At 71.5% G+C, this 22,191-nt stretch carries 22 protein-coding genes and 1 tRNA gene; 20 read left to right on the forward strand and 3 right to left on the reverse strand.

What is annotated here, in order from left to right; genetic code table 11:
* Nucleotides 1-185: 185 nt before the first annotated feature.
* Nucleotides 186-1,043, reverse strand: coding sequence for an archaetidylserine decarboxylase (gene asd, locus H0E84_RS06770; protein WP_180677881.1), 858 nt, complete (start codon nucleotides 1,041-1,043; stop codon nucleotides 186-188).
* Between the two features lie 34 nt (nucleotides 1,044-1,077).
* Nucleotides 1,078-1,722: an SCO family protein gene (locus H0E84_RS06775; protein WP_180677882.1), complete on the reverse strand. Its 645-nt coding sequence runs from the start codon at nucleotides 1,720-1,722 to the stop codon at nucleotides 1,078-1,080.
* Nucleotides 1,723-1,824: 102 nt separating this feature from the next.
* Here H0E84_RS06775 and prmB point away from each other — a divergent pair, with 102 nt between their 5' ends.
* The 13 genes from prmB (at nucleotide 1,825) to H0E84_RS06840 (ending at nucleotide 15,725) form a co-directional block, all read left to right on the forward strand.
* The gene (gene prmB / locus H0E84_RS06780; protein ID WP_180677883.1) at nucleotides 1,825-2,796 is read left to right on the forward strand and encodes a 50S ribosomal protein L3 N(5)-glutamine methyltransferase; all 972 of its coding nucleotides are present in this window, start codon (nucleotides 1,825-1,827) and stop codon (nucleotides 2,794-2,796) included.
* Nucleotides 2,797-2,801: 5 nt separating this feature from the next.
* Nucleotides 2,802-3,920 (forward strand): chorismate synthase, encoded by a 1,119-nt coding sequence (gene aroC, locus H0E84_RS06785; RefSeq protein WP_180677884.1) that lies wholly within the window; start codon nucleotides 2,802-2,804, stop codon nucleotides 3,918-3,920.
* Entirely contained in the window at nucleotides 3,913-4,911 is a 999-nt protein-coding gene (locus H0E84_RS06790; RefSeq protein WP_180677885.1) for a 2-hydroxyacid dehydrogenase, read from the forward strand. The genes aroC and H0E84_RS06790 overlap by 8 nt, the downstream gene beginning before the upstream one ends.
* Before the next feature lie 174 nt (nucleotides 4,912-5,085).
* Entirely contained in the window at nucleotides 5,086-6,111 is a 1,026-nt protein-coding gene (locus H0E84_RS06795) for an aspartate-semialdehyde dehydrogenase (protein WP_180677886.1), read from the forward strand.
* Nucleotides 6,112-6,166: 55 nt separating this feature from the next.
* The gene (locus tag H0E84_RS06800; RefSeq protein WP_180677887.1) at nucleotides 6,167-7,969 is read left to right on the forward strand and encodes a type IV pilus assembly protein FimV; all 1,803 of its coding nucleotides are present in this window, start codon (nucleotides 6,167-6,169) and stop codon (nucleotides 7,967-7,969) included.
* A gap of 16 nt (nucleotides 7,970-7,985) precedes the next feature.
* Nucleotides 7,986-8,768: a tRNA pseudouridine(38-40) synthase TruA gene (truA, locus tag H0E84_RS06805; RefSeq protein WP_180677888.1), complete on the forward strand. Its 783-nt coding sequence runs from the start codon at nucleotides 7,986-7,988 to the stop codon at nucleotides 8,766-8,768.
* 75 nt (nucleotides 8,769-8,843) lie between these two features.
* Nucleotides 8,844-9,518, forward strand: a complete 675-nt coding sequence (locus tag H0E84_RS06810; RefSeq protein ID WP_180677889.1) for a phosphoribosylanthranilate isomerase — start codon at nucleotides 8,844-8,846, stop codon at nucleotides 9,516-9,518.
* On the forward strand, nucleotides 9,511-10,725 hold the full coding sequence (gene trpB / locus H0E84_RS06815) for a tryptophan synthase subunit beta (protein ID WP_180677890.1): 1,215 nt from the start codon (nucleotides 9,511-9,513) through the stop codon (nucleotides 10,723-10,725). The genes H0E84_RS06810 and trpB overlap by 8 nt, the downstream gene beginning before the upstream one ends.
* A 119-nt stretch (nucleotides 10,726-10,844) precedes the next feature.
* The gene (locus tag H0E84_RS06820; protein ID WP_180677891.1) at nucleotides 10,845-11,366 is read left to right on the forward strand and encodes a hypothetical protein; all 522 of its coding nucleotides are present in this window, start codon (nucleotides 10,845-10,847) and stop codon (nucleotides 11,364-11,366) included.
* Nucleotides 11,366-12,181: a tryptophan synthase subunit alpha gene (gene trpA / locus H0E84_RS06825; RefSeq protein WP_180677892.1), complete on the forward strand. Its 816-nt coding sequence runs from the start codon at nucleotides 11,366-11,368 to the stop codon at nucleotides 12,179-12,181. Before H0E84_RS06820 ends, trpA begins: the two co-directional genes overlap by 1 nt.
* Nucleotides 12,182-12,290: 109 nt before the next feature.
* Entirely contained in the window at nucleotides 12,291-13,181 is an 891-nt protein-coding gene (gene accD / locus H0E84_RS06830; protein WP_180677893.1) for an acetyl-CoA carboxylase, carboxyltransferase subunit beta, read from the forward strand.
* A 121-nt stretch (nucleotides 13,182-13,302) separates the two neighbouring features.
* Entirely contained in the window at nucleotides 13,303-14,652 is a 1,350-nt protein-coding gene (gene glmM, locus H0E84_RS06835; RefSeq protein ID WP_180677894.1) for a phosphoglucosamine mutase, read from the forward strand.
* A 119-nt stretch (nucleotides 14,653-14,771) separates the two neighbouring features.
* The gene (locus tag H0E84_RS06840) at nucleotides 14,772-15,725 is read left to right on the forward strand and encodes an isopenicillin N synthase family dioxygenase (RefSeq protein ID WP_180677895.1); all 954 of its coding nucleotides are present in this window, start codon (nucleotides 14,772-14,774) and stop codon (nucleotides 15,723-15,725) included.
* Nucleotides 15,726-15,789: 64 nt separating this feature from the next.
* Here the strand turns inward: H0E84_RS06840 and H0E84_RS06845 are convergent, their stop codons facing one another.
* Nucleotides 15,790-16,977: a trypsin-like serine peptidase gene (locus H0E84_RS06845; protein ID WP_180677896.1), complete on the reverse strand. Its 1,188-nt coding sequence runs from the start codon at nucleotides 16,975-16,977 to the stop codon at nucleotides 15,790-15,792.
* A 376-nt stretch (nucleotides 16,978-17,353) separates the two neighbouring features.
* Here H0E84_RS06845 and tpiA point away from each other — a divergent pair, with 376 nt between their 5' ends.
* From tpiA to H0E84_RS06880, 7 genes are all read left to right on the forward strand, one after another.
* The gene (gene tpiA, locus H0E84_RS06850; RefSeq protein WP_180677897.1) at nucleotides 17,354-18,112 is read left to right on the forward strand and encodes a triose-phosphate isomerase; all 759 of its coding nucleotides are present in this window, start codon (nucleotides 17,354-17,356) and stop codon (nucleotides 18,110-18,112) included.
* Between the two features lie 15 nt (nucleotides 18,113-18,127).
* Complete coding sequence (secG, locus tag H0E84_RS06855; RefSeq protein WP_180677898.1) at nucleotides 18,128-18,595, forward strand: preprotein translocase subunit SecG; 468 nt, start codon at nucleotides 18,128-18,130, stop codon at nucleotides 18,593-18,595.
* Between the two features lie 48 nt (nucleotides 18,596-18,643).
* A tRNA-Leu gene (locus H0E84_RS06860) sits at nucleotides 18,644-18,728 on the forward strand.
* Nucleotides 18,729-19,063: 335 nt separating this feature from the next.
* Nucleotides 19,064-19,420 carry an NADH-quinone oxidoreductase subunit A gene (locus H0E84_RS06865; RefSeq protein WP_180677899.1) on the forward strand — a complete coding sequence of 119 codons (357 nt, stop codon included), beginning with the start codon at nucleotides 19,064-19,066 and terminating at the stop codon, nucleotides 19,418-19,420.
* Nucleotides 19,411-19,995, forward strand: coding sequence for a NuoB/complex I 20 kDa subunit family protein (locus tag H0E84_RS06870; protein ID WP_180677900.1), 585 nt, complete (start codon nucleotides 19,411-19,413; stop codon nucleotides 19,993-19,995). The genes H0E84_RS06865 and H0E84_RS06870 overlap by 10 nt, the downstream gene beginning before the upstream one ends.
* A complete protein-coding gene (locus tag H0E84_RS06875) occupies nucleotides 19,992-20,753 on the forward strand; it encodes an NADH-quinone oxidoreductase subunit C (protein WP_180677901.1) in 762 nt (253 codons plus the stop codon). The genes H0E84_RS06870 and H0E84_RS06875 overlap by 4 nt, the downstream gene beginning before the upstream one ends.
* A complete protein-coding gene (locus tag H0E84_RS06880; RefSeq protein WP_180677902.1) occupies nucleotides 20,750-22,069 on the forward strand; it encodes an NADH-quinone oxidoreductase subunit D in 1,320 nt (439 codons plus the stop codon). The genes H0E84_RS06875 and H0E84_RS06880 overlap by 4 nt, the downstream gene beginning before the upstream one ends.
* The last annotated feature ends 122 nt before the right edge of the window (nucleotides 22,070-22,191 follow it).

The raw sequence follows: 22,191 nt of genomic DNA on the forward strand, positions 1-22,191 counted from the left end.
CCATCCATGGCGTCGACGGTCCCGCACCGGGGCACCGTGCCGGCCCTGGATACTACCGGCGTCCTTACCAGCGGCGTGGCGGATTTCCTTGCCGGGAGCTGCGGCCGCGGTCGTAGCGCGGACTCCTGTGCCATCGATGGGAGTCGCGACACTGAGGCGCGGTGCGGCTGGCCGATCCGCTCGGCTCAGGAGCGCCTGGTTGCCAGCCGCTGGCCCAACCTTACCGGCGCCTCGGCGCACAGCCCGGGAGCGAGGTCGGCGACCCCGGGCGGCAGCAGCACGATGACGGTGGAGCCGTAGTTGAAGCGCGCCATCTCGGCGAAGCGCTCGAGCACGATGTCGCGGCCGCGATAATCCTTGCGGGTGATCCGATCGCCGTAGCGGGGGATCTCCTCGCCGCTCCAGACCGTCTCCACCCCGGAAACCAGCAGCGCGCCGACCATCACCACCGCCATCGGCCCGAAATCGGTGTCGAAATGGCAGACCAGCCGCTCGTTGCGGGCGAACAGGCGCGGCACCCGCCGCACCGCCGCCGGGCCGACGCTGAACAGCCTGCCGGGCACGTGCACGGTCTCGCGCAGGGTCCCGGTCCACGGCATGTGCACGCGATGGTAGTCCCTCGGCGACAGGTAGACCGTGGCGAATACGCCGCCGTCGAACGGCTCCGCGTCGCGCGCGTCGCCCAGCAGTTCCGCGGCGGTGAACGAACGTCCCTTGGCCTGGAAGATGCGGCCGCGCTCGTCGGGGTGGCCGATCGCGCCGCACTGGCTGACCCGGCCGTCCGCCGGCATCAGCAGCGCGCGGGGGTCCGGTTCCGCGAGGCGCGCGCCGGGGCGCAGGGCGCGGGTGAAGAAGGCATTGAAGCTGTCGTAGGCGCGCGGATCGGCCTCGGCGGCTTCGCCCAGGTCGACGCCGAAGCGCCGGGTGACCGTATCGATCAGCCAGCGGCTCAGTGCCGGATGCCGCGAGTACGCCAGCCGCCGCGCCAGGGAGGACAGCAGCCGGTGCGGCAGCACATGGGTGAGGGTGGTGACGAGGCTCATGGTGTCGGCATGGGTTCGGGCCGCCGCTGGCGGTTCAGTCGCGCGAGGCTTCGGTCAGCATGCGCAGGTCGGCGGCGATCGCCGCCGGATCGAGCGGCGGCTGGATCACCCCGGCCATGCGCCCCCGCGGGTCGAGGACGGCCATCGCTGCGGAATGGTCGATGGAGTACTGGCCGGCGGGCGCCCCTTCCGGCGGCGGCACCTTCATGAAGACCAGAGACAGCGCGCGGGTGAAGTCCTCGAGCGCGGGGACGTCGGCGGTCGCGCCCAGGGTATCGCGATGGAAGCCGGCGGCGTACTCGCCGACCCGGTCCGGGCTGTCGCGCTCCGGATCGACCGAGACGAACAGGACCCGCGGGCGCACCGCCTCGGGAATGTCCTCCCACTGCTTCTGCGCGCGGGCCAGTTCGGCCAGGGTCATGGGGCAGACGTCCGGGCAGAAGGTGAAGCCGATGAAGACCACGGTCCAGTGGCCGTGCAACTCGCCGGGGACCAGCTGGGTGCCGTCGGACTGCTGCAGGGCGAAGGGCGGCAGCTCGCGCGGCTGAGGGAACAGCGTCACCGCGCGGGTCTGTGCGGCCGGTGCGACCCGCTCGGAGGACAGCCGCTGGGCGGCCAGCAGGCCGAGGCCGGCGGCCAGGGCGACGATCAGCACGACGAGCGTGGTGCGGTTGAACATCTCAGGTTCCACTTGAAGTTCGACCATGATACCCGCGCGGCCGATATACTTCCCGGTCCTCCACGCGGCAGGCTTCCGGCCGCCAGGCCCCCGGCGCGCGCCATGACCGACGAACTGCAGACGATCATCGACCTGATCCGCTACGGCGCCAGCCGCTTCAGCGCGGCCGGGCTGACGTTCGGGCACAGCTACGACAACGCCCTGGACGAGGCCACCCAGCTCACCTTGCATGCCCTGCACCTGCCGCACGACCTGCCGCCGGCCTACGGCCAGGCGCGGGTCACCCTGGCCGAGAAGGAAGAGGTGCTGGGCCTGTTCCTGCGCCGCATCGAGGAGCGGGTCCCGGCCGCGTACCTCACCGGCGAGGCCTGGTTCGCCGGGCTGAGTTTCCGCTGCGACCCGCGCGCGCTGGTGCCGCGCTCGCCGATCGCCGAGCTGATCGAGGCCGGCTTCGAACCCTGGCTGGGCGGGCGCGAGGTGCGCCGCGCCCTGGATCTGTGCACCGGCTCGGGCTGCATCGCCCTGGCCATGGCGCACTACAACCCCGACTGGCACGTCGACGGCGCCGACCTGAGCGACGATGCGCTGGCCCTGGCGCGCGAGAATCAGGCGCGGCTGGGCGTGGGGAACGTACGCCTGCTGCGCTCGGACCTGTTCTCCGCGCTGCAGGGCGAGCACTACGACCTGATCGTCACCAATCCGCCCTACGTCACCGACGACGAGACCGACGCGCTGCCGCGCGAGTATTCGCACGAGCCCGAGCTGGGGCTGCGCGCCGGCGGCGACGGGCTGGACCTCGTACTGAAGATCCTCCGCGATGCGCCGCTGCACCTGCGCGAGGACGGCCTGCTGATCTGCGAGGTGGGCGAGGCGGAACGCGCACTCTCCGCGCTGCTGCCGGACCTGCCGCTGGTCTGGGTGGAGTTCAAGGTGGGGCAGATGGGGGTGTTCGTGGCCGAGTGCCACGACCTGGTCGCCCACAACACGCGTATCTCTACCCTGGCGGCGGCGCGCGAGCCGTCTGCCGCGGCGTCCGGCGAAGCCTCCGATCCCGCCCCGGCCGGCCTGTTCTGACCGGCGTGGGCAACACCACCGGCCAGCTGTTCCGCGTCACCACCTTCGGCGAGTCGCACGGGCCGGCGATCGGCTGCGTGATCGACGGCTGTCCGCCCGGCATCGCCATCGCCGCGGAGGAGTTCGCCGCCGACCTCGAGCGGCGCGCCACCGGCCGCACCCGCCACACCTCGGCGCGGCGCGAGAGCGACGCGGTGGAAATCCTTTCCGGCGTCTACGAGGGCCGCAGCACAGGCACCCCGCTGGCGCTGCTGGTGCGCAATACCGATGCGCGCAGCAAGGATTACGAGCGCATCGCCCGGCAGTTCCGTCCCGGCCATGCCGACTACACCTACTGGCAGAAGTACGGCATCCGCGACCCGCGCGGCGGCGGCCGCTCGTCCGCCCGCGAGACCACCATGCGCGTGGCCGCCGCGGTGGTGGCGAAGAAGTGGCTGGCGGAACGGCACGATGTCCGGATCCGCGGGCATCTGGCGCAGATCGGCGGCATCGTCCCCGCGGCCCACGACTGGGCGGCGGTGGAGGACAACCCGTTCTTCTGGCCGGATGCCGCCCAGGTCGCCGAGCTCGAGACCTACATGGACGCGCTGCGCAAGTCCGGCGATTCGGTCGGCGCGCGGGTGACCGTGGTCGCCGACGGCGTGCCGCCGGGCTGGGGCGAACCGGTGTACGGCAAGCTCGATGCCGAGCTGGCCGCGGCGATGATGTCGATCAACGCGGTCAAGGGCGTGGAGATCGGCGACGGCTTCGCCAGCGTCGCCCAGCGCGGTACGGTGCACCGGGACGGCATGGCACCGGACGGCTTCCTGTCCAACCACGCCGGCGGCATCCTCGGCGGCATCTCGACCGGGCAGCAGCTGGTGGTGTCGGTGGCGTTCAAGCCCACCTCCAGCCTGCGCCTGCCCGGTCCCGGGCTGGACCTCGACGGCAACGCGGTGGAGGTGGTGACCACCGGCCGCCACGATCCCTGCGTCGGCATCCGCGCCACGCCGATCTGCGAGGCGATGCTGGCGCTGGTGCTGATGGACCAGGCGCTGCGCCACCGCGCGCAGTGCGGCGACGTCGGCGAGGTGGCGCCGCGGATCGCGGCTGCGGCGCCGGGCGGCGATCACGGACATGGCTGAACCGCGCCTGCGGGTGTGGCTGGCGCGGCCCCTGTTCGAGGACGTCACCGGCCGGCTCGACCAGCATTTCGACGTGGTCCGCAGCGCGGTCGGGAACCGCTACGCCGGCGCCGAGATCGCCGCGCGGCTGCGCGACGTCGACGGCGCGCTCGTCACCCTGGTCGAGCGGATCGGCGCCGAGGAGATCGCCGGGGCCACGCGTCTGCGCGCCGTCGCCAACGTCGGCGTCGGTTACGACAATATCGACGTCGAGGCGCTGGGCGCGGCCGGCGTACTGGTCACCAACACCCCCGACGTGCTCACCGACACCACCGCCGACTTCGGCTTCGCGCTGCTGATGGCAGCGGCACGGCGCGTCACCGAAGCCGAGCGCTGGCTGCGCGACGGCCACTGGGGCCGCTGGTCGTTCGACACCCTGCTCGGCGTCGACCTGCATGGCAGCACCCTGTGCATCCTCGGCATGGGCCGGATCGGGCAGGGCATCGCCAGGCGCGCCGCCGGCTTCGACATGCGCGTGCTCTATCACAACCGCAGCCGGTTGCCGGAGGCCGTGGAGCGCGAATGCCGCGCGGAGTACGCCGACCTTCCCGGGCTGCTGCAGCGGGCCGACCACCTGGTGCTGGCGCTGCCGCACTCCGCCTCCACCCACCACCTGATCGATGCCGGTGCGCTGGCGCGGATGAAGCCCACCGCCACCCTGGTCAACATCGCCCGTGGCGGCATCGTCGACGAACTCGCGCTGGCCGCGGCCCTCGCCGGCGGGCGCCTGGGCGCGGCAGCCCTGGACGTCTACGAGGGCGAGCCCCGAGTGCGTCCCGAGCTGCTGGCGCTGGACAACGTGGTGCTGACCCCGCACATCGCCAGCGCCAGCCTCGCCACCCGGCGCGCGATGGTGGCGCTGGCGGTGGACAATCTGGTCGCCGCGCTCGGCTGCGGCCCGGATGCCGGCCGGCCGCCGACGCCGGTCAATGCCGGTGCACTGAAACGATAGGGAGCCCGCGGCCGTCCGCGAGCTCCCGGCCCCCGCGCTCCCCGTGGCATGCGAAGCTGTCGCGGAACCGGCTTCGGCCGCGGCGACGCATCGCTCGCCTGCGCCGGCGGCTCCCCCCACAGGCGCTGCCGCCGGCACCCAGATCCGTTCCCCATCCTGATCCGAGTACCCCCCATGAGCGATTCCCAGAGACGTTTCAAGGTGGCCGTGGTCGGCGCCACCGGCGCGGTCGGCGAGGCCATGCTGTCGATCCTCGCCGAACGCAGGTTTCCCGTATCGGAGCTGGTCGTGCTGGCCAGCGAGCGCTCGGCCGGCGAGAGCATCGACTGGCGAGGCGACGAGGTGGTGGTGCGCGACCTGGCCGGCTTCGACCCGGCCGGTGTCGAGATCGCGCTGTTCTCCGCCGGTGGCTCGGTATCGAAGGAGTACGCGCCGAAGTTCGCCGCCGCCGGTGCGGTGGTGATCGACAACAGCTCGGCGTTCCGCTACGACGACGACGTGCCGCTGGTCGTCAGCGAGGTCAACCCGGAGGCCGTGAAGCAGCGTCCGCGCGGGATCATCGCCAACCCGAACTGCTCGACCATGCAGATGCTGGTGGCGCTGGCGCCGATCCACCGCGAGGCCGGGATCGAGCGGATCAACGTGGCCACCTACCAGTCGGTGTCGGGTGCCGGGCGCGCGGCGATGGAGGAACTGGGCCGCCAGACCGGCGCGCTGCTGAACTTCCAAGGCGCGGATCCGCAGCGCTTCCCGGTGCAGATCGCCTTCAACGTCATCCCGCAGATCGACGAGTTCATGGACAACGGCTTCACCCGCGAGGAGATGAAGCTGGTCTGGGAGACGCGCAAGATTCTCGGCGACGAGTCCATCGGGGTGAACCCCACCGCGGTGCGCGTGCCGGTGTTCTACGGCCACGCCGAGGCGGTGCACATCGAGACCCGCGACAGGATCGGCGCCGCGCGCGCCCGCGAACTGCTGGCCGCGGCCCCCGGCGTGGAGGTAGTCGATGAGCGCGTTCCCGGCGGCTATCCGACCCCGGTCACCCACGCCTCCGGCCGCGACGCGGTCTACGTCGGGCGCATCCGCGATGACCTGTCGCATCCGCGCGGACTCGACCTGTGGATCGTCTCGGACAACATCCGCAAGGGCGCCGCGCTGAACGCGGTGCAGATCGCCGAATTGGTCGCCGCCGAAGGCTGAGCCGTTGCGGAGCGGCGGCGCGCCCGGCTAGAGTCGTCCCGAAAGGGGGAGAAACATGCTGTTGAAGTGGCGATACGCGTGGATCCTGGTGCTGGCGCTGGTCGCCGGGCCGGCGGCTGCGCTCGGTCTCGGCCAGATCCAGGTGCGTTCGCAGTACGGCGAGCCGTTCCTGGCCGAGATCCCCATCGTCTCGAGCGATCCGGCCGAGCTGCAGCAGTTGCAGGCCCGGCTGGCCTCGCCCGACACCTTCGCCCGGATCGGCCTGGAACCGCCGCAGGGCCTGGTTTCCGACCTGCAGTTCACCGTGGCGCTCGATGCCTCGGGCCGCCCGGTGGTGCGGGTCACCAGCGTCGCGCCGGTGCAACAGCCGCTGTTGACCTTCCTGGTCGAGGTCGACTGGGGGCAGGGGCGGCTGGTGCGCGAGTATTCGGCGCTGATCGATACGCCCGATACCGTCGCGGCGCCCGCGCAGCCGCCGATCCAGGCCCCCGACGCCGCGCCCACCGGCACCATCGTGCGTCCGCCGGTGCCGGTGCCGGCCGAGCCGGTGGCCGTCGAGCCGTCGACCGACCCGGCAGAGGAACTCGCTGCGCCCGAGCCCTCCGCGACGCCGGCACCTCCGTCGCAGCCGGCGGCGCCTGCGCCGGCGCCTGCCGCGACGGCGATGTCCGTGCCGGGCGAATACGGACCGGTGCAGGCGGGCGACACCCTGAGCCAGATCGTGCAGCGGATCGGACCCGACGACGGCGTCAGCCTCAACCAGATGATGCTCGCGCTGCTGCGCGCCAATCCGGAGGCCTTCATCGGCGGCAACGTCAACCTGGTGCGCCAGGGCGCGGTGCTGCGGATCCCCTCGCGAGAGGACGCCACCAGTCTCAGCGTCACCGAGGCGACCGCCGAGGTGCGCGCACAGGTGGCGCGCTGGCGCGAACTGTCGGCGCCGGCGCCGCAGCCGGACGCGGCGGTGGCGCAGGAGGACGGCGTTCCCGCGGATGCTTCCGGCGTCGACGGCTCGGCATCCGCCGCGCCCGGCGCGCAGGCGCGGCTGGAGATCGTGCCGCCATCGACCGATGGCGGGCAGCAGGCGGGAACACGGTCCGGCGTCACCGCCGGCGGCGAGGGCGAGATGCTTCGACAGGACATGCAGGAAACCCAGGAAACGCTGGCGGCGCGCGAGGCCGAGGTCGAAGAGCTCAGGACGCGGGTCGCTGAGCTGGAAGAGCTGCAGCAGCAACAGCAGCAACTGCTGACCCTCAAGGACAGCGAGTTGGCGGCCGCGCAGGAGCGCCTGGCCGAATCCAACCAGCAGCAGTCGACGACGCCGGCCGATGCCGGTACGGCTTCGGCCGGCGGCCAGGCCTGGCTGTGGCCGGCGCTCGGGATCGCGCTGCTGCTGGCCGCCGCGGGCGCCTGGCTGTGGTCGCGGCGGCGCCGCGACCAGCCGGTGCGGAGTTTCCGTGCCGCCGCCTCACCGGCGCCGGAGCGCCGTACCACGCAAGCCGCGGTGGCCGGGATGGAGTCCGCGGCGGCGGCCGCAAGGCCGGCTCCCGGCGCGGCGATGCCGACGTGGCACAACGGGGACGGCGCGTCGGGAGCGCCGGCGGTGCAGGACGCCGTGGGGTCGACGGACACGGAAGCAGGCCCCGGACCCGAAACCTCCGCGCCCGGGGCGGCAGAGCATGCGCCGGCGTCGGCCGGCGTCGCCGCGGAAGCCGGGCAGGAGCGAATCGAGCTCGCCCGCGCCTACATCGAACTCGGCGACGTCGAGACCGCGCGCGGCCTGCTGCAGGAAGTCGCCGGCAGCGGCGAGGCCGGCGAACGCGGCGAGGCCGAGCGGATGCTCCGCGAGCTGGGTTGAGGCCGTCCGGCCGGCGATGCGCTACGCACTCGGCGTCGAATACGACGGCAGCGGCTTCTCGGGGTGGCAGCGGCTGAGCCAGCCGGGCGAGGCGGGCCCACCGACGGTGCAGGCCGCGCTCGAGCAGGCGCTGGGGCAGGTGGCCGACGCTCCGGTGGCCACGGTCTGCGCGGGCCGCACCGATGCTGGCGTGCATGCGCTGTGCCAGGTGGTGCACTTCGACAGCGATGCCCCGCGCGAGCCGCGCGGCTGGATGCTCGGCGCGACCTCGCGGCTGCCGCCGTCGGTGGCGGTGCGCTGGTGCGTGCCGGTGGCAGACGACTTCCATGCGCGTTTCGGCGCGCTCGCGCGCCGCTACCGCTACCGCATCCTCAACCGCGCGGTGCGTCCGGCGCTGGCGCGCCAGTACCTGGCCTGGTGCCGCCGTCCGCTCGACGCCGCCGCGATGCACCGTGCGGCCCAGGCGCTGCTGGGCGAACACGACTTTTCGAGCTTTCGCACCGTGCACTGCCAGGCGCCGCACGCCCGCCGCGAGCTGCAGCGGATCGCGGTGACGCGGGAAGGCGACGAGGTGGTGGTCGAGGTGCAGGCGAACGCCTTCCTGCACCACATGGTCCGCAACATCGTCGGTTCATTGCTCGAGGTCGGCGCCGGGGAGCGACCGGAGGCCTGGATCGCCGGCTTGCTGGCGGCCCGCGACCGCACCCTGGCCGGCGCCACCGCGCCCGCGTCCGGGCTGCTGTTCGTCGGCCCGCTGTATCCGCGCGCCTGCGGGCTGCCCTGCGAGGTCTCCCTCTGAGGCCGGTGGGCGCGCAGGCTGGCGCGGAAAAAGTTACGCTGTCGTGCTGTCGACGAGACGACTCCGGACCCGTTCATGAAGCGCACGCTGTTCCGCACCCGCATCAAGTTCTGCGGCATGACCCGCGCCGGCGACGTGCGCCTGGCCGGCGAGCTTGGCGTGGACGCGGTCGGCTTCGTGTTCGCCGCGGGCAGCCCGCGGCGGGTGGAGCCGGAGGAGGCCAGGGCGATGCGCAGCGCGCTCGCGCCGCTGGTCAACGCGGTCGCGGTGTTCCGCGACAACCACGGCGAGTCGGTGCGCGAGGTGGTGCGCCAGGTGCGGCCCTCGCTGCTGCAGTTCCACGGCGACGAGGAAGACGGGTTCTGCCGCAGTTTCGGCGTTCCCTACATCAAGGCGGTGCCGATGCGCGGATCCGGGGCGCTCGACGTGATCGGGCTGCGCCTGGCCTATCCGGCGGCGACCGGCTTCCTGTTCGACAGCCACGGCGGCGGCGCCGAACCCGGCTCCGGCGCGACCTTCGACTGGACCCTGATCCCGCCGGGGTTCGACGTCCCGTTCTTCGTCGCCGGCGGGCTGACACCGGACAACGTCTACGCCGCCGCGCTGGCGACCCTGCCGTGGGGCGTGGACGCCGCCAGCGGGATCGAGAGCGCCCCGGGGATCAAGGACGGCGACCGCATGCGCCGCTTCGTGCAGGAGGTGCGGCGCGCCGACTGCCACGAGATCCCGGAGGAGCGCGCGGATGACTGAGCCGGCGATCGATTACCACGCTTGGCCGGATGCGGCGGGACACTTCGGCAGGTTCGGCGGCCGTTTCGTCGCCGAGACCCTGATCGGCCCGCTCGAGGAGCTCGCCGCCGCCTACGATGCCGCGCGCGCCGATCCCGCCTTCGTCGCCGCGTTCGAGGACGACCTGGCGCACTACGTCGGCCGCCCCAGCCCGATCTACCATGCGCGCCGGTTGAGCGAGGAGACCGGCGGCGCGCGCATCCTGCTCAAGCGCGAGGACCTCAACCACACCGGCGCCCACAAGATCAACAACACGATCGGCCAGGCGCTGCTGGCCAGCCGCATGGGCAAGCCGCGGATCATCGCCGAGACCGGCGCCGGCCAGCACGGCGTCGCGAGCGCCACAGTCGCCGCGCGCCTGGGACTGGAATGCGTGGTCTACATGGGCGCCACCGATATCGAGCGGCAGAAGATCAACGTCTACCGGATGAAACTGCTCGGCGCCGAGGTGGTGCCGGTCACGTCCGGATCGGCCACGCTCAAGGACGCGCTCAACGAGGCGATGCGCGACTGGGTGACCAACGTCGCCGACACCTTCTACATCATCGGCACCGTGGCCGGGCCGGACCCGTACCCGCGCATGGTGCGCGACTTCAACGCCGTGGTCGGGCGCGAGGCGCGCGCGCAGATGCTGGCCGGGTACGGTCGCCTGCCCGACGCGGTGACCGCCTGCGTCGGCGGAGGCAGCAACGCGATCGGCCTGTTCCACGCCTTCCTCAACGATCCGCAGGTGCGCATCGTCGGCGCCGAGGCGGCGGGCGAGGGCATCGCCAGCGGCCGCCACGCCGCATCGCTGGCCGCCGGCCGGCCGGGCGTGCTGCACGGCAACCGCACCTACGTGCTCTGCGACGACGACGGCCAGATCACCGAGACCCACTCGGTGTCCGCCGGGCTGGACTACCCGGGCGTCGGGCCCGAGCACGCGTTCCTGAAGGACAGCGGGCGCGCCGAGTACGTCGGCATCGACGACGACGAAGCGTTGGCAGCCTTCCACCTGCTGGCGAAGACCGAGGGCATCCTCGCCGCGCTCGAGTCCAGCCATGCCATCGCCCAGGCGATCAAGCTGGCGCGCGAACTGCCGAAGGACGGGCTGGTGCTGTGCAACCTGTCCGGCCGCGGCGACAAGGACGTGCATACCATCGCCGCGCGCGACGGCATCGCGCTGTGAATAACGCGATGGCGCATGCCGCCGCGTTGGTGTTCGCGGCAGGCCAGTTGTCCGGATGCGCGCCGCCGGATGCCTCCGGCGGCGCCGATCCTGTGGATTCTGCCGTCGTCGAACCGGCCGTGCCCGGTGTAGCCGGCGGCGCGCCCGTCCCACCCGGGCGCGCCGCCGGCATCGACGCGCCGTTCGCGCTCGACCGCGTCGGCGACGCCCGCATCGGCGAGGCGTTTTCCGCCGACGACTGGCTCGCGGACTGGGTCGCCGCCGGCGCGCAGGAACACGACCCCTACGTCGACTGCGAGCAGTACACCGGCGATGCGCTGCCGCGGGGCATGTCGATGATGGTGATGGACGGTGCCATCGCGCGCTTCGAACTGACGATGCGCCAGGATCCGGCCGAGGCGGTGCGCTATCGCGCGCCGTTCGGGGTGCATCTGGGGCAGATCAGAGGCGAAGCGTTCGCGCTGTTGCCCGAAGGCGCGCAGGCGGCCCCGCACGAATACGAGGCGCCGGAAGGCGAATACCTGACCTGGCGCGATCCGGCCTCGACGCTCGGCATCCGCCTCGAAACCTACGACGGCCTGGTCGACGCGATCTACTGGGGCGATGCCGGCGCGGCGACGCTCGGCGAGGGCTGCATGTGATGGACGGAAATACTTCGAGGATCGACCGCCGCTTCGCCATGCTGGCGGCTGCGGGCCGCAAGGTGCTGGTGCCGTTCGTCACAGCCGGCGATCCTTCGCTCGAGGCGACCGTGCCGGTGATGCACGCCCTGGTGGAGGCGGGCGCCGATGTGCTGGAGCTGGGGGTCCCGTTCTCCGACCCGATGGCCGACGGGCCGACCATCCAGCGCAGCTCCGAGCGCGCCCTGGCCCGCGGCGCCGGACTGTCCTTCGTGCTCGACGCGGTGCGGGCCTTTCGCGAACGCGACGACGCCACCCCGGTGGTGCTGATGGGCTACCTGAACCCGGTCGAGATCCGCGGCACCGAGGCGTTCGCGGCCCAGGCCGCCGCCGCCGGCGTCGACGGCGTGCTGCTGGTCGACCTGCCGCCCGAGGAGGCCGGGGACCTGCGTACGGCATTCGTCCGCCACGGCCTGGCGCTGATCCTGCTCGCCTCGCCCACCAGCAGCGACGCGCGGCTCCAGCGCCTGTGCGAGGACGTCCAGGGCTACCTGTACTACGTCAGCTTCGCCGGCGTCACCGGGGCGTCGGAGCGGCTCGATGCCGGGGCCGCCGGGATCCGGTTGCGCGAACTGCGCGCCCGCGCCGGCGCGCCGGTGGTGGCGGGCTTCGGGATCCGCGACGCCGCCAGCGCCGCCGCGATGGCGGTGGACGCCGATGGCGTGGTGGTGGGCAGCGCCCTGGTGGCGGCGCTGGCGGGGGCCGCCGACGCCGCCGACGCGGCGCGCCGCGCCGTTGCCTTCCTCGCCCCGCTGCGCGCCGCGCTGGATGCCTGAACCCGGCGCACAGACGTTCCGCCGCGCCCCGCGCTAGACTTCGCGCATCCGGCGGCCCCCGCGGCCCGCGCCTGCACGCGCCGCCACCCGACACGAAGGTGAATCCGACTTGAGCTGGCTGAAGAAACTGATGCCCGCGAGCATCCGCACCGAGGGCAGCGCGCCGCGCAAGCGCAGCGTCCCGGAAGGGCTGTGGGAGAAGTGCGACCGCTGCGGCGCGGTGCTGTACCGGCCGGAGCTTGAGGAGAACCTGGAGGTCTGCCCCAAATGCGGCTTCCACCGCGCGATCCGCGCCCGGCCGCGGCTGCGCGGGTTCCTGGACCGCGACACCGGCATCGAGCTCGGCGCCGGGCTGGGCCCCACCGACGTGCTGCGCTTCAAGGACCAGAAGCGCTATGCCGATCGCATCAAGGCCGCGCAGAAGGCCACCGGCGAGCGCGATGCCCTGATCGCCATGGAAGGCGTGCTGAAGGGCAGGCCGGTGGTGGCCTGCGCGTTCGACTTCGCCTTCATGGGCGGATCGATGGGCTCGGTGGTGGGCGAGCGCTTCGCCCTCGGCGCGGAGCGCGCGCTGGAGCTCTCCTGCCCGTTCGTCTGCTTTTCCGCCAGCGGCGGGGCGCGCATGCAGGAGAGCCTGTTCTCGCTGCTGCAGATGGCCAAGACCTCGGCCGCGCTGGGCCGCCTGCGCGCCGCGGGCCTGCCCTACGTCTCGGTCATGACCCACCCGACCACCGGTGGCGTCTCGGCCTCGTTCGCCATGCTCGGCGACATCAACCTCGCCGAGCCGGAAGCGCTGATCGGCTTCGCCGGCCCGCGGGTGATCGAGCAGACCGTGCGCGAGACCCTGCCGGAGGGCTTCCAGCGTTCCGAGTTCCTGCTCGAGCACGGCGCCATCGACCAGATCTGCGACCGCCGCGAACTGCGCGAGCGCATCGCCCGCCTGCTGGCCCTGCTGACGCGGCAACCGCAACCGCAGGAAGACGTGGAGGTGGCGGCATGAGGGCAGGAATCGGGAATCGGGAATCGGGAATCGGAAGGGCTTCCAGGTGGCGGCCGCGCTCCGCGCTTCGCCGATTCCCCATTCCCGATTCCCCATTCCCTGCTCATGGGCGGTCGCGCCCATGAGCAGAAAGTACTTCGGCACCGACGGTATCCGCGGCCGCGTCGGCGAGTCGCCGATCTCGGCCGATTTCGTGCTGCGCCTGGGCAACGCCTACGGCCATGCCCTGCACGACGGCGATGCCGCCTGGCGCAAGCCGTTCGTGGTGATCGGCAAGGACACACGCATCTCCAACTACATGTTCGAAGCGGCGCTCGAGGCCGGGCTGGTCGCCGCCGGCGTCGACGTCGAACTGATGGGGCCGATGCCGACTCCGGCCGTAGCCCATCTGACCCGTTCGCTGCGCGCCGACGGCGGCATCGTGATCTCGGCTTCGCACAATCCCCATCACGACAACGGCATCAAGTTCTTCTCCGCCGGGGGCGAGAAGCTCGACGACGCCACCGAGCTGGCGATCGAGGCCTCGCTCGAGCACCCGTTCCGCACCGTGCCCTCGGACAAGCTGGGCAAGGCGGTGCGCACGCGCGACGCGGTCGGGCGCTACCTGGAGGCGTGCAAGAACTCGCTGCCGCGCGGTTTCGACCTCGACGGCATGCGCGTGGCGATGGACTGCGCCAACGGCGCGACCTACCAGATCGGGCCGCTGGTGCTGCGCGAGCTCGGCGCGCGCGTGGATGCCATCGGCGACGATCCCGACGGCCTCAACATCAACGACGGCGTCGGCACCACGCATCCGCAGGCGCTGGTGGCGCACGTGCGCGAATGCGGCGCGGAACTGGGCATCGCCTTCGACGGCGACGGCGACCGGGTGATGATGGTCACCTCGGAGGGCCGCGTCGCCGACGGCGACGACCTGCTCTACATCCTGGCCGGCGACTGGTTCGACAGCGGCCGGCTGCAGGGCCCCGTGGTCGGCACGGTGATGACCAACTACGGCCTGGAGCAGGCGCTGGGCGCGCGCGGCATCGGCCTGGTCCGCACCAAGGTGGGCGACCGCCACGTGCATCAGGCGCTGCTCGAGCACGGCGGCGTGCTGGGGGGCGAGACCTCCGGCCATCTGCTGTGCCTGGACCGTGCCGGCACCGGCGACGGCATCGTCAGCGCGCTGCAGGTGCTGGAGGTCCTCAAGCGCCGCGGCCTGACCCTGCAGGAAGCGCTGCAAGGCCTGCAGAAGCTGCCGCAGCAGACCGTGAACGTGCGCTACGGCAGCGGCATGCGGCCGGCCGAGGCGCCGGAAGTCCAGGCGGCGCTGGCCCGCGCCCAGGCGGCCGTGGAGGGCAGGGGGCGCGCGTTCCTGCGTCCTTCGGGCACCGAACCCGTGGTCCGGGTGACGGTGGAGGCCGACGAGGCCGCGCTGATGCAGCGCACGCTCGAGGGCCTCGCCGAGGCCGTGCGCGCCGCGGCCGGATAGAATCCACGCAACCCCACCCGCCGCCGGGAGGGCCGGCGGCGGGGCGCACCGTTCCCGTCGTCAGGGCCTGCTTCCCGGGGCGGACGCCCGCCCCCGAATCGATTCGACCAGGACCAGCGATGACTTCCCGCATCCCGACCCTCGACATCCGCCGCTTCACCGATCCCGGCAGCCGCAGCGACCGCGACGCCTTCGTGGCCGAACTCGGCGCCGCCTATCGCGAGTGGGGCTTCGCCGGCATCAACGGCCACGGCATCCCGCAGGCCGACATCGACGCGGCCTACGATGCCTTCGTCGCCTTCTTCGCCCTCCCCGAAGAGGTGAAGATGCAGTATCACGTGCCGGGCACCGGCGGGGCTCGCGGCTACACGCCGTTCGGCGTCGAGACCGCCAAGGGCGCCAGCCACTTCGACCTGAAGGAGTTCTGGCACATCGGCCGCGAGATCCCGGACGACTCGAAGTACCGCGAGGCGATGCCGCCCAATCTGTGGCCCGACGAAGTGCCCGGCTTCCGCGAGCACGGCTACGGCCTGTACCAGGCCCTCGACGGCCTGGGCTCCCGCGTGCTGGCGGCCCTGGCGCTGCACCTCGGCCTGGCGGAGGACTGGTTCGCCGACAAGACCGACTTCGGCAACTCGATCCTGCGCCCCATCCACTATCCGCCGATCACCGGCACCGACATTCCCAACGAGCGCGCCGGCGCGCACGAGGACATCAACCTGATCACCCTGCTGGTCGGCGCCAGCGCCGCGGGCCTGGAGGTCCGTTCGCGCCGCGGCGAGTGGGTGCCGTTCACCGCCGACGCGGACACCATCGTGGTCAACATCGGCGACATGCTGCAGCGGCTGACCAACCATGTGTATCCGTCCACCACCCATCGGGTGGTCAACCCGCGGGGCGAGGAAGCGCGCAAGCCCCGCTACTCGACGCCGTTCTTCCTGCATCCGAACCCTGATTTCCTGATCGACGTGCTGCCCGGGACGGTGACCCCGGACAACCCCAGCCGCTATCCCGAACCGATCACCGCCCAGGGCTACCTGGAGGAGCGGCTGCGGGAGATCAAGCTGAAGTAGGTTCGACGGGAGCCAGGCGCGGGTCCGGACGGGCGCGACGGGCCCGTCCGGCAGGTGCCGCCGCTCAGCAGCCGATCGCGTTGCAGAGCGGAACGATGTTGTCGCTGGCGAAGCGCGGCCCGACGTAGCTCTGGCCGAAGTCGCCGATGTGCGGTCCGCTGACCACCGCGTTGACGTAGTTGCCGCCGTGCGAGTTGTGGGCGAACTGCCGCAGCCAGCCGCCGCCGCTGCTGCCGTAGGTCATGTCGCAGCCCTGCACCAGCACGTTGTCGCCCTCGGCCGGCGAGCTGTAGGTCTGGCCGGCGCACACGGTCGTGTACTGGGTGCTGAAGTTGCTCGCGTAGCCGATCGAGTAGTGGAACTCGGAATAGGGCTGATTCCAGCTGCGGCCCAGCCATCCGACGTAGCTGGTGACCGGCACGCCGGTGGACGCTTCGCCGGCGAGCTTGATCACGGCGACGTCCCAGCGCCTGCCGCCCTGGTTGATCCAGTTGTTCATCACCGTGGCCGAGCTCCAACCGAAGCTGCCGTACGGGGCGACCCCGTAGCGGTCGGCCGGCACGAACACGAAGTTGGAGTTGAAGCCCTGGCCGCGGGTGTAGACGCAATGCGCGGCGGTGATGATCACAGAATTGCCGCTGGCGACATTGGCCGTGCAGTAGGAGCTGCCGCCCGAGGGCGTGGTGAAGTACAGCTTGCCGATCTTGTTCCACGGAGCCAGCTGCCAGCGCGATGCGTAGTAGTTGCCGGGAAAGCGCACGTAGGGGTGGTGCGCGCCGTCCTTCTCGGCGGCGGGCTCGGCGGCCGTTTCCGGCGTATCGCCCGCCCGGGCGGCGTCGAGTTCCGCCCAGGCCTCCGGGAAGTGGCTGCGGGCCAGGTAGTCGGCGAAGGGCGGTGCGCCGCCGCCGCCGGCGGATCCGGCCGGGCCGGCGGGGGTAGTGTCGGCGGGCGTTTTCGAGGCGGGCTCGCCGCCGCTCCAGCGCATCGGCGTAGCGGCGGCGCGCTGCTCGCGGGTGGCGAACGGGTGCGCGCCGGCCTTGGGACTGCGCTGTGCGGCGTCGGTGGCGTCGAGGCGGACGACGTCTCCGCCGGGCACGCGCACGACCCGTTCGCCGGCCAGCGCGGGCGCGGCGAAGGGCGCGAGCACGAGCGCGCCGACCAGGATCGAACGGCCCAGCAGGCGGATCGCAGCGGCGATGGGGTGCGGGGCGGGGGGGTCGCCCGCGATGGGGGCGTGGTAACGGACTTCCATGACTGACTCCTTCGGGGGTGATGCTCCGTATTGCGGAACAAGCGGGTCGATGGATCGGGCCGGCCGGCGCGTCTCGACCCGGGGCGCGGGCCGGCGAGGGCGAAGGGAGTGCGGGACGCGCGGTTCGGCGTCTGCCGGGGAGGCGGGTGCGAAGCTCGTTCGTGCGCCTGGTCTGGCGCTCCCGTGCGAATCCCTTCGTGCCTTGGATCGGGATTACGGCCTGGGCGCCGGGAGGCGGCCACGATTCTGCCCCGGGTTCGACGGACGGCGCACCGCGCCCGGTTCCCGTCGCAACCGATGCTTCCCGCGGGCGTTGCGGAGCGGGCTGACGGCGCGCTGCGCTAGACTTCACCGCCCCGTTTCGGCTGGAGTGGTCATGCGTCGCAGAATCGTTGCCGGAAACTGGAAGCTGAATGGCGACCGCGGGTCCGCCGCGGCCCTGCTCGACGCGCTGTCCGGCGCGCCGGTGCCGGCCGGGGTGGAGCGCGTGGTGCTGCCGCCGCTGCCTTACCTGGCCGAACTCGCCGGGCGCTACGGCGACTCCGACTCCGGGCTGGCGTTCGGCGCCCAGGACGTCAGCGAGCACGGCCAGGGCGCCTACACCGGGGAGGTCGCCGCCGCGATGCTGGCCGAGGTCGGGGCCCGCTACGTCCTGGTCGGGCATTCCGAGCGCCGTCAGTACCATGGCGAGGACAGCGCGCTGGTGGCGCGCAAGTTCGCCGCCGCCAGGGCCGGCGGCCTGGTGCCGGTGCTGTGCGTGGGCGAGACCCTGGAGGATCGCGAGGCGGGCAGGACCGAGGCGGTGACCGCAGCGCAGTTGGCCGCGGTATTCGAGGCGGCCGGGGCGCAGGCGCTGGATGGCGCGGTGCTGGCCTATGAGCCGGTCTGGGCGATCGGCACCGGCCGCACCGCCACCCCCGAGCAGGCGCAGGCGGTCCACGCCTTCCTGCGTGGCGAGGCCGCCCGCCGCGATGCTACAATCGCCGGCTTGCTGCCGATCCTGTATGGCGGCAGTTGCAAACCTGACAATGCTCCCGCGCTGTTCTCGCAGCCGGACGTGGATGGCGGATTGATCGGTGGGGCCTCGCTGGTCGCCGCCGATTTCCTCGCCATCATCGCCGCTGCGGCGCCCTGAAACGGATCCGGTCCGATGCTGTTGCTCGTCCTCAACGTCCTGTTCGTCCTGATCGCGATCTCGATGGTCGCGCTGATCCTCATGCAGCGCGGCTCCGGCGCGGCCGCCGGCTCCGGGTTCGGCGGCGGCGCATCGGCCACGGTGTTCGGCGCGCGCGGCTCGTCCAGCTTCCTGTCCAAGGCCACCAAGTGGCTGGCGATCTCGTTCTTCGCGATCACGCTGTTCATGGCCTGGCATGCGACCCGCCAGGCCGCGCCCGCGCAGGTGCAGCAGGATCTCGGGGTGATGGCGATCCCGCAGGCTCCGCCCGCGGAGGGCGCGGGCTCGGTGCCGGCCGCGCCGGCGCAGCAGGACGACGCGGCCGTGCCTGCCGCTCCCTCGGCCGACCAGGCCGTGCCGGCGCCGCCGCCGGCAGCGACGCAGGAGGACGTGCAGACGCCCGTCGACGGCGAGCCGGAACCGGCTCCGCAGGAAGACCGATAGCGCTTACAATGCGCGCTTCGTCGCCGGCCGGCCCGGCGACCCGAACAAGCCCAGGTGGCGGAATTGGTAGACGCACTACCTTGAGGTGGTAGCGACGAGAGTCGTAGGGGTTCGAGTCCCCTCTTGGGCACCATGTCCGGATGCGCGCCGCATGCGCTGCGTGCACCGAAGAAGACCCCGCCGCGCGGGGTCTTCTTGTTTCGGATCCTGGCCGCGGCCGTGCGCGTCACGGTTCCTTCACGCGTGGCCGATGCGCGCGTAATCGTTTACTCGCGAGTTTACGAACCGCTACAATTCACAGGTTCGTGTGCGGGGCCGGAATGCCGGCCGCGCCTGCGCCAGGGAAGGCGTAAGTCGTTCGGGCCGGCAGCAACGGTCCGCGCATCCTTCGCGTCGCGGTACCCCGCGACCGGCGCGAGAGCGCCGAGCAATGGCCGCCCTGGCGGCAAGTAGCCGAGAGAACAACGCGTGCTGGCCGAATACCTGCCGACCCTGCTGTTCCTGATCGTTGCCACCGGCATCGGCGTCGCCCTGTTGATCATCGGCAACCTGCTCGGCCCGCAGCGGCCCTCGGCGGAGAAGCTGGCTCCCTACGAATGCGGCTTCGCCGCGTTCGAGGACGCGCGCATGCAGTTCGACGTGCGCTACTACCTGATCGCCATCCAGTTCATCATCTTCGACCTGGAAATCATCTTCATCGTGCCCTGGGCCACCGTGTTCCGCGATCTCGGCGTGGTCGGCCTGGTGGAGATGGGCATCTTCGCCGGCATGCTGCTGCTCGGCTTCATCTACGTGTGGAAGAAGGGGGCGCTGGAATGGGAGTGATCCAGACGATCCAGAAGGTCGCCGACTTCGCCAGCAACCCGCTGCCGGAGGGGCAGCTCGACGACATCCTGCGACCGCAAGGGGAGAACCCCTTGCTCGAGCGCGGCTTCGTCACCACCAGTTCCGACATCCTGCTCAACTGGGCGCGCACCGGTTCGATGTGGCCGATGACCTTCGGCCTGGCCTGCTGCGCGGTGGAGATGATGCACGCGGGCGCCGCGCGCCTCGACCTCGATCGCTACGGCGTGGTGTTCCGCCCCTCGCCGCGGCAGTCCGACGTGATGATCGTCGCCGGCACCCTGGTCAACAAGATGGCGCCGGCGCTGCGCAAGGTCTACGACCAGATGCCCGACCCGAAATGGGTGATCTCGATGGGCAGCTGCGCCAACGGCGGCGGCTACTACCACTACTCCTACGCGGTGGTGCGCGGCTGCGACCGCATCGTGCCGGTCGACATCTACGTGCCCGGTTGCCCGCCGACCGCCGAGGCGCTGGTCTACGGCATCCTGCAGCTGCAGCGCAAGATCCGCCGCGCCACCAACTTCGGCGAGACCCGCACGGGGCTGCGCGAATGAGCGGCACGGTGATGGATTTCGCCGAGCGGCTGCGCGCGCGCTTCGATGGGGCCGAGGTCTCGGTGGCCGAGCCGCGCGGCGAGGTCGGCATCGTGTTCGACGCCGCCGCCTGGCACGACGGCTGCCTGGCGCTGCGCGACGAGTTCGGCTTCGAGCAGCTGATCGACGTCTGCGGGCTCGACCATCTGGGCTACGGCAGCGACGAATGGGACACCGGCGTGTCCTCGGAAGGCTTCAGCCGCGGCGTGGAAGGGCGCGGCCCCGGCCGGTTCGGCTATGGCCAGAGCACCAGCCGGCAGCTGCACGAGCCCGACGGCGAGGGCGCAATCCCGATGCCGGCGCGGCGCTTCGCCGCGGTGGCGCAACTGCTGTCGGTGCAGTACAACCAGCGGTTGCGCGTGACCTGCTACGCGCCCGACGACGCGCTGCCGATCGTCGCCTCGCTGACCGACATCTGGCCGGTGGCCAACTGGTTCGAGCGCGAGGCCTTCGACCTGTTCGGCATCGTCTTCGCCGGCCACCCGGATCTGCGCCGGATCCTCACCGACTACGGCTTCGTCGGCCATCCGTTCCGCAAGGATTTTCCGCTGATCGGCAACGTCGAAGTGCGCTACGACGCCGAGCGCAAGCGCGTCGTGTACGAACCGGTCACCTCGGTGGAGCCGCGCGTGGGCGTGCCGCGGGTGATCCGCGACGACGCGCGCTACGCCACCGCCGCCGGCGAGCAGATGGCGCGCAGGACCGGGGACGCGAAATGAGCGACGCGAGCATCCCGGTCAACCAGCCGATCGAGGCCAGCGCCAGCAATGCCGCGGTGCTGCGCCAGGAGATCCGCAACTACACGATGAACTTCGGGCCGCAGCATCCCGCCGCGCACGGCGTGCTGCGCCTGATCCTGGAGATGGACGGCGAGACCGTGGTCCGCGCCGACCCGCATATCGGACTGCTCCATCGCGGCACCGAAAAGCTGGCCGAGTCCAAGCCGTTCAACCACTCGATCGGCTACATGGACCGGCTCGACTACGTCTCGATGATGTGCAACGAGCATGCCTACGTGCGCGCCATCGAGACGCTGATGGGGATCGAGGCGCCGGAGCGCGCGCAGTGGATCCGCACCCTGTTCGACGAGGTCACCCGCATCCTCAACCACTTGATGTGGCTGGGCTCGAACGCGCTGGACCTGGGCGCGATGGCGGTGTTCCTGTATGCGTTCCGCGAGCGCGAGGAGCTGATGGACGTCTACGAGGCGGTCAGCGGCGCGCGCATGCACGCGACCTACTACCGCCCCGGCGGCGTCTACCGCGACCTGCCCGATCGCATGTCGCGCTACCGCGAATCGCCATGGCGCAAAGGCGAGAAGCTCAAGCGCTTCAACGCCTGGCGTGAAGGCTCGATGCTCGACTATCTGGAGGCCTTCGCCAAGGACTTCCCGGCGCGCATCGACGAGTACGAGACCCTGCTCACCGACAACCGCATCTGGAAGCAGCGCACCGTCGGCATCGGCGTGGTGCCGCCGGAAAAGGCGCTGGCCTGGGGCATGACCGGCCCGATGCTGCGCGGCTCGGGCGTGGCCTGGGACCTGCGCAAGAAGCAGCCGTACGCGAAGTACGCCGAAGTCGATTTCGACATCCCCGTTGGGGTCGAGGGCGACTGCTACGACCGTTACCTGGTGCGCGTTGCCGAGATGCGCCAGTCGGTGCGCATCATCGAACAATGCGTGGCCTGGCTGAAGGTCAACCCCGGCCCGGTGATGATCGACAACTACAAGGTGTCGCCTCCCTCCCGCGAGGAGATGAAGGACGACATGGAAGCGCTGATCCACCACTTCAAGCTGTTCACCGAAGGCTATTGCGTACCGGCGGGGGAGACCTATTGCGCGGTCGAGGCGCCCAAGGGCGAGTTCGGCTGCTACCTGGTCTCCGACGGCGCCAACAAGCCGTTCCGCGTGCACCTGCGCGCGCCCGGCTTCGCCCACCTGTCGTCGATGGACGCGGTGGTGAAGGGGCACATGCTGGCCGACGTGGTGGCGATGATCGGCACCTACGACATCGTGTTCGGGGAGATCGATCGATGAGGCCGGGAATCGGAAATCGGGAATTGGGAATGGCAAGCGCGAACAGCGCGCGTCGCTTCGACCTGTCGCGCCAGCAGGAACTGGAATCCGCAGCTTTTCGATTCCCGATTCCCGATTTCCGA

Source organism: Luteimonas salinisoli (assembly GCF_013425525.1).
GTDB classification, from domain to species: domain Bacteria; phylum Pseudomonadota; class Gammaproteobacteria; order Xanthomonadales; family Xanthomonadaceae; genus Luteimonas; species Luteimonas salinisoli.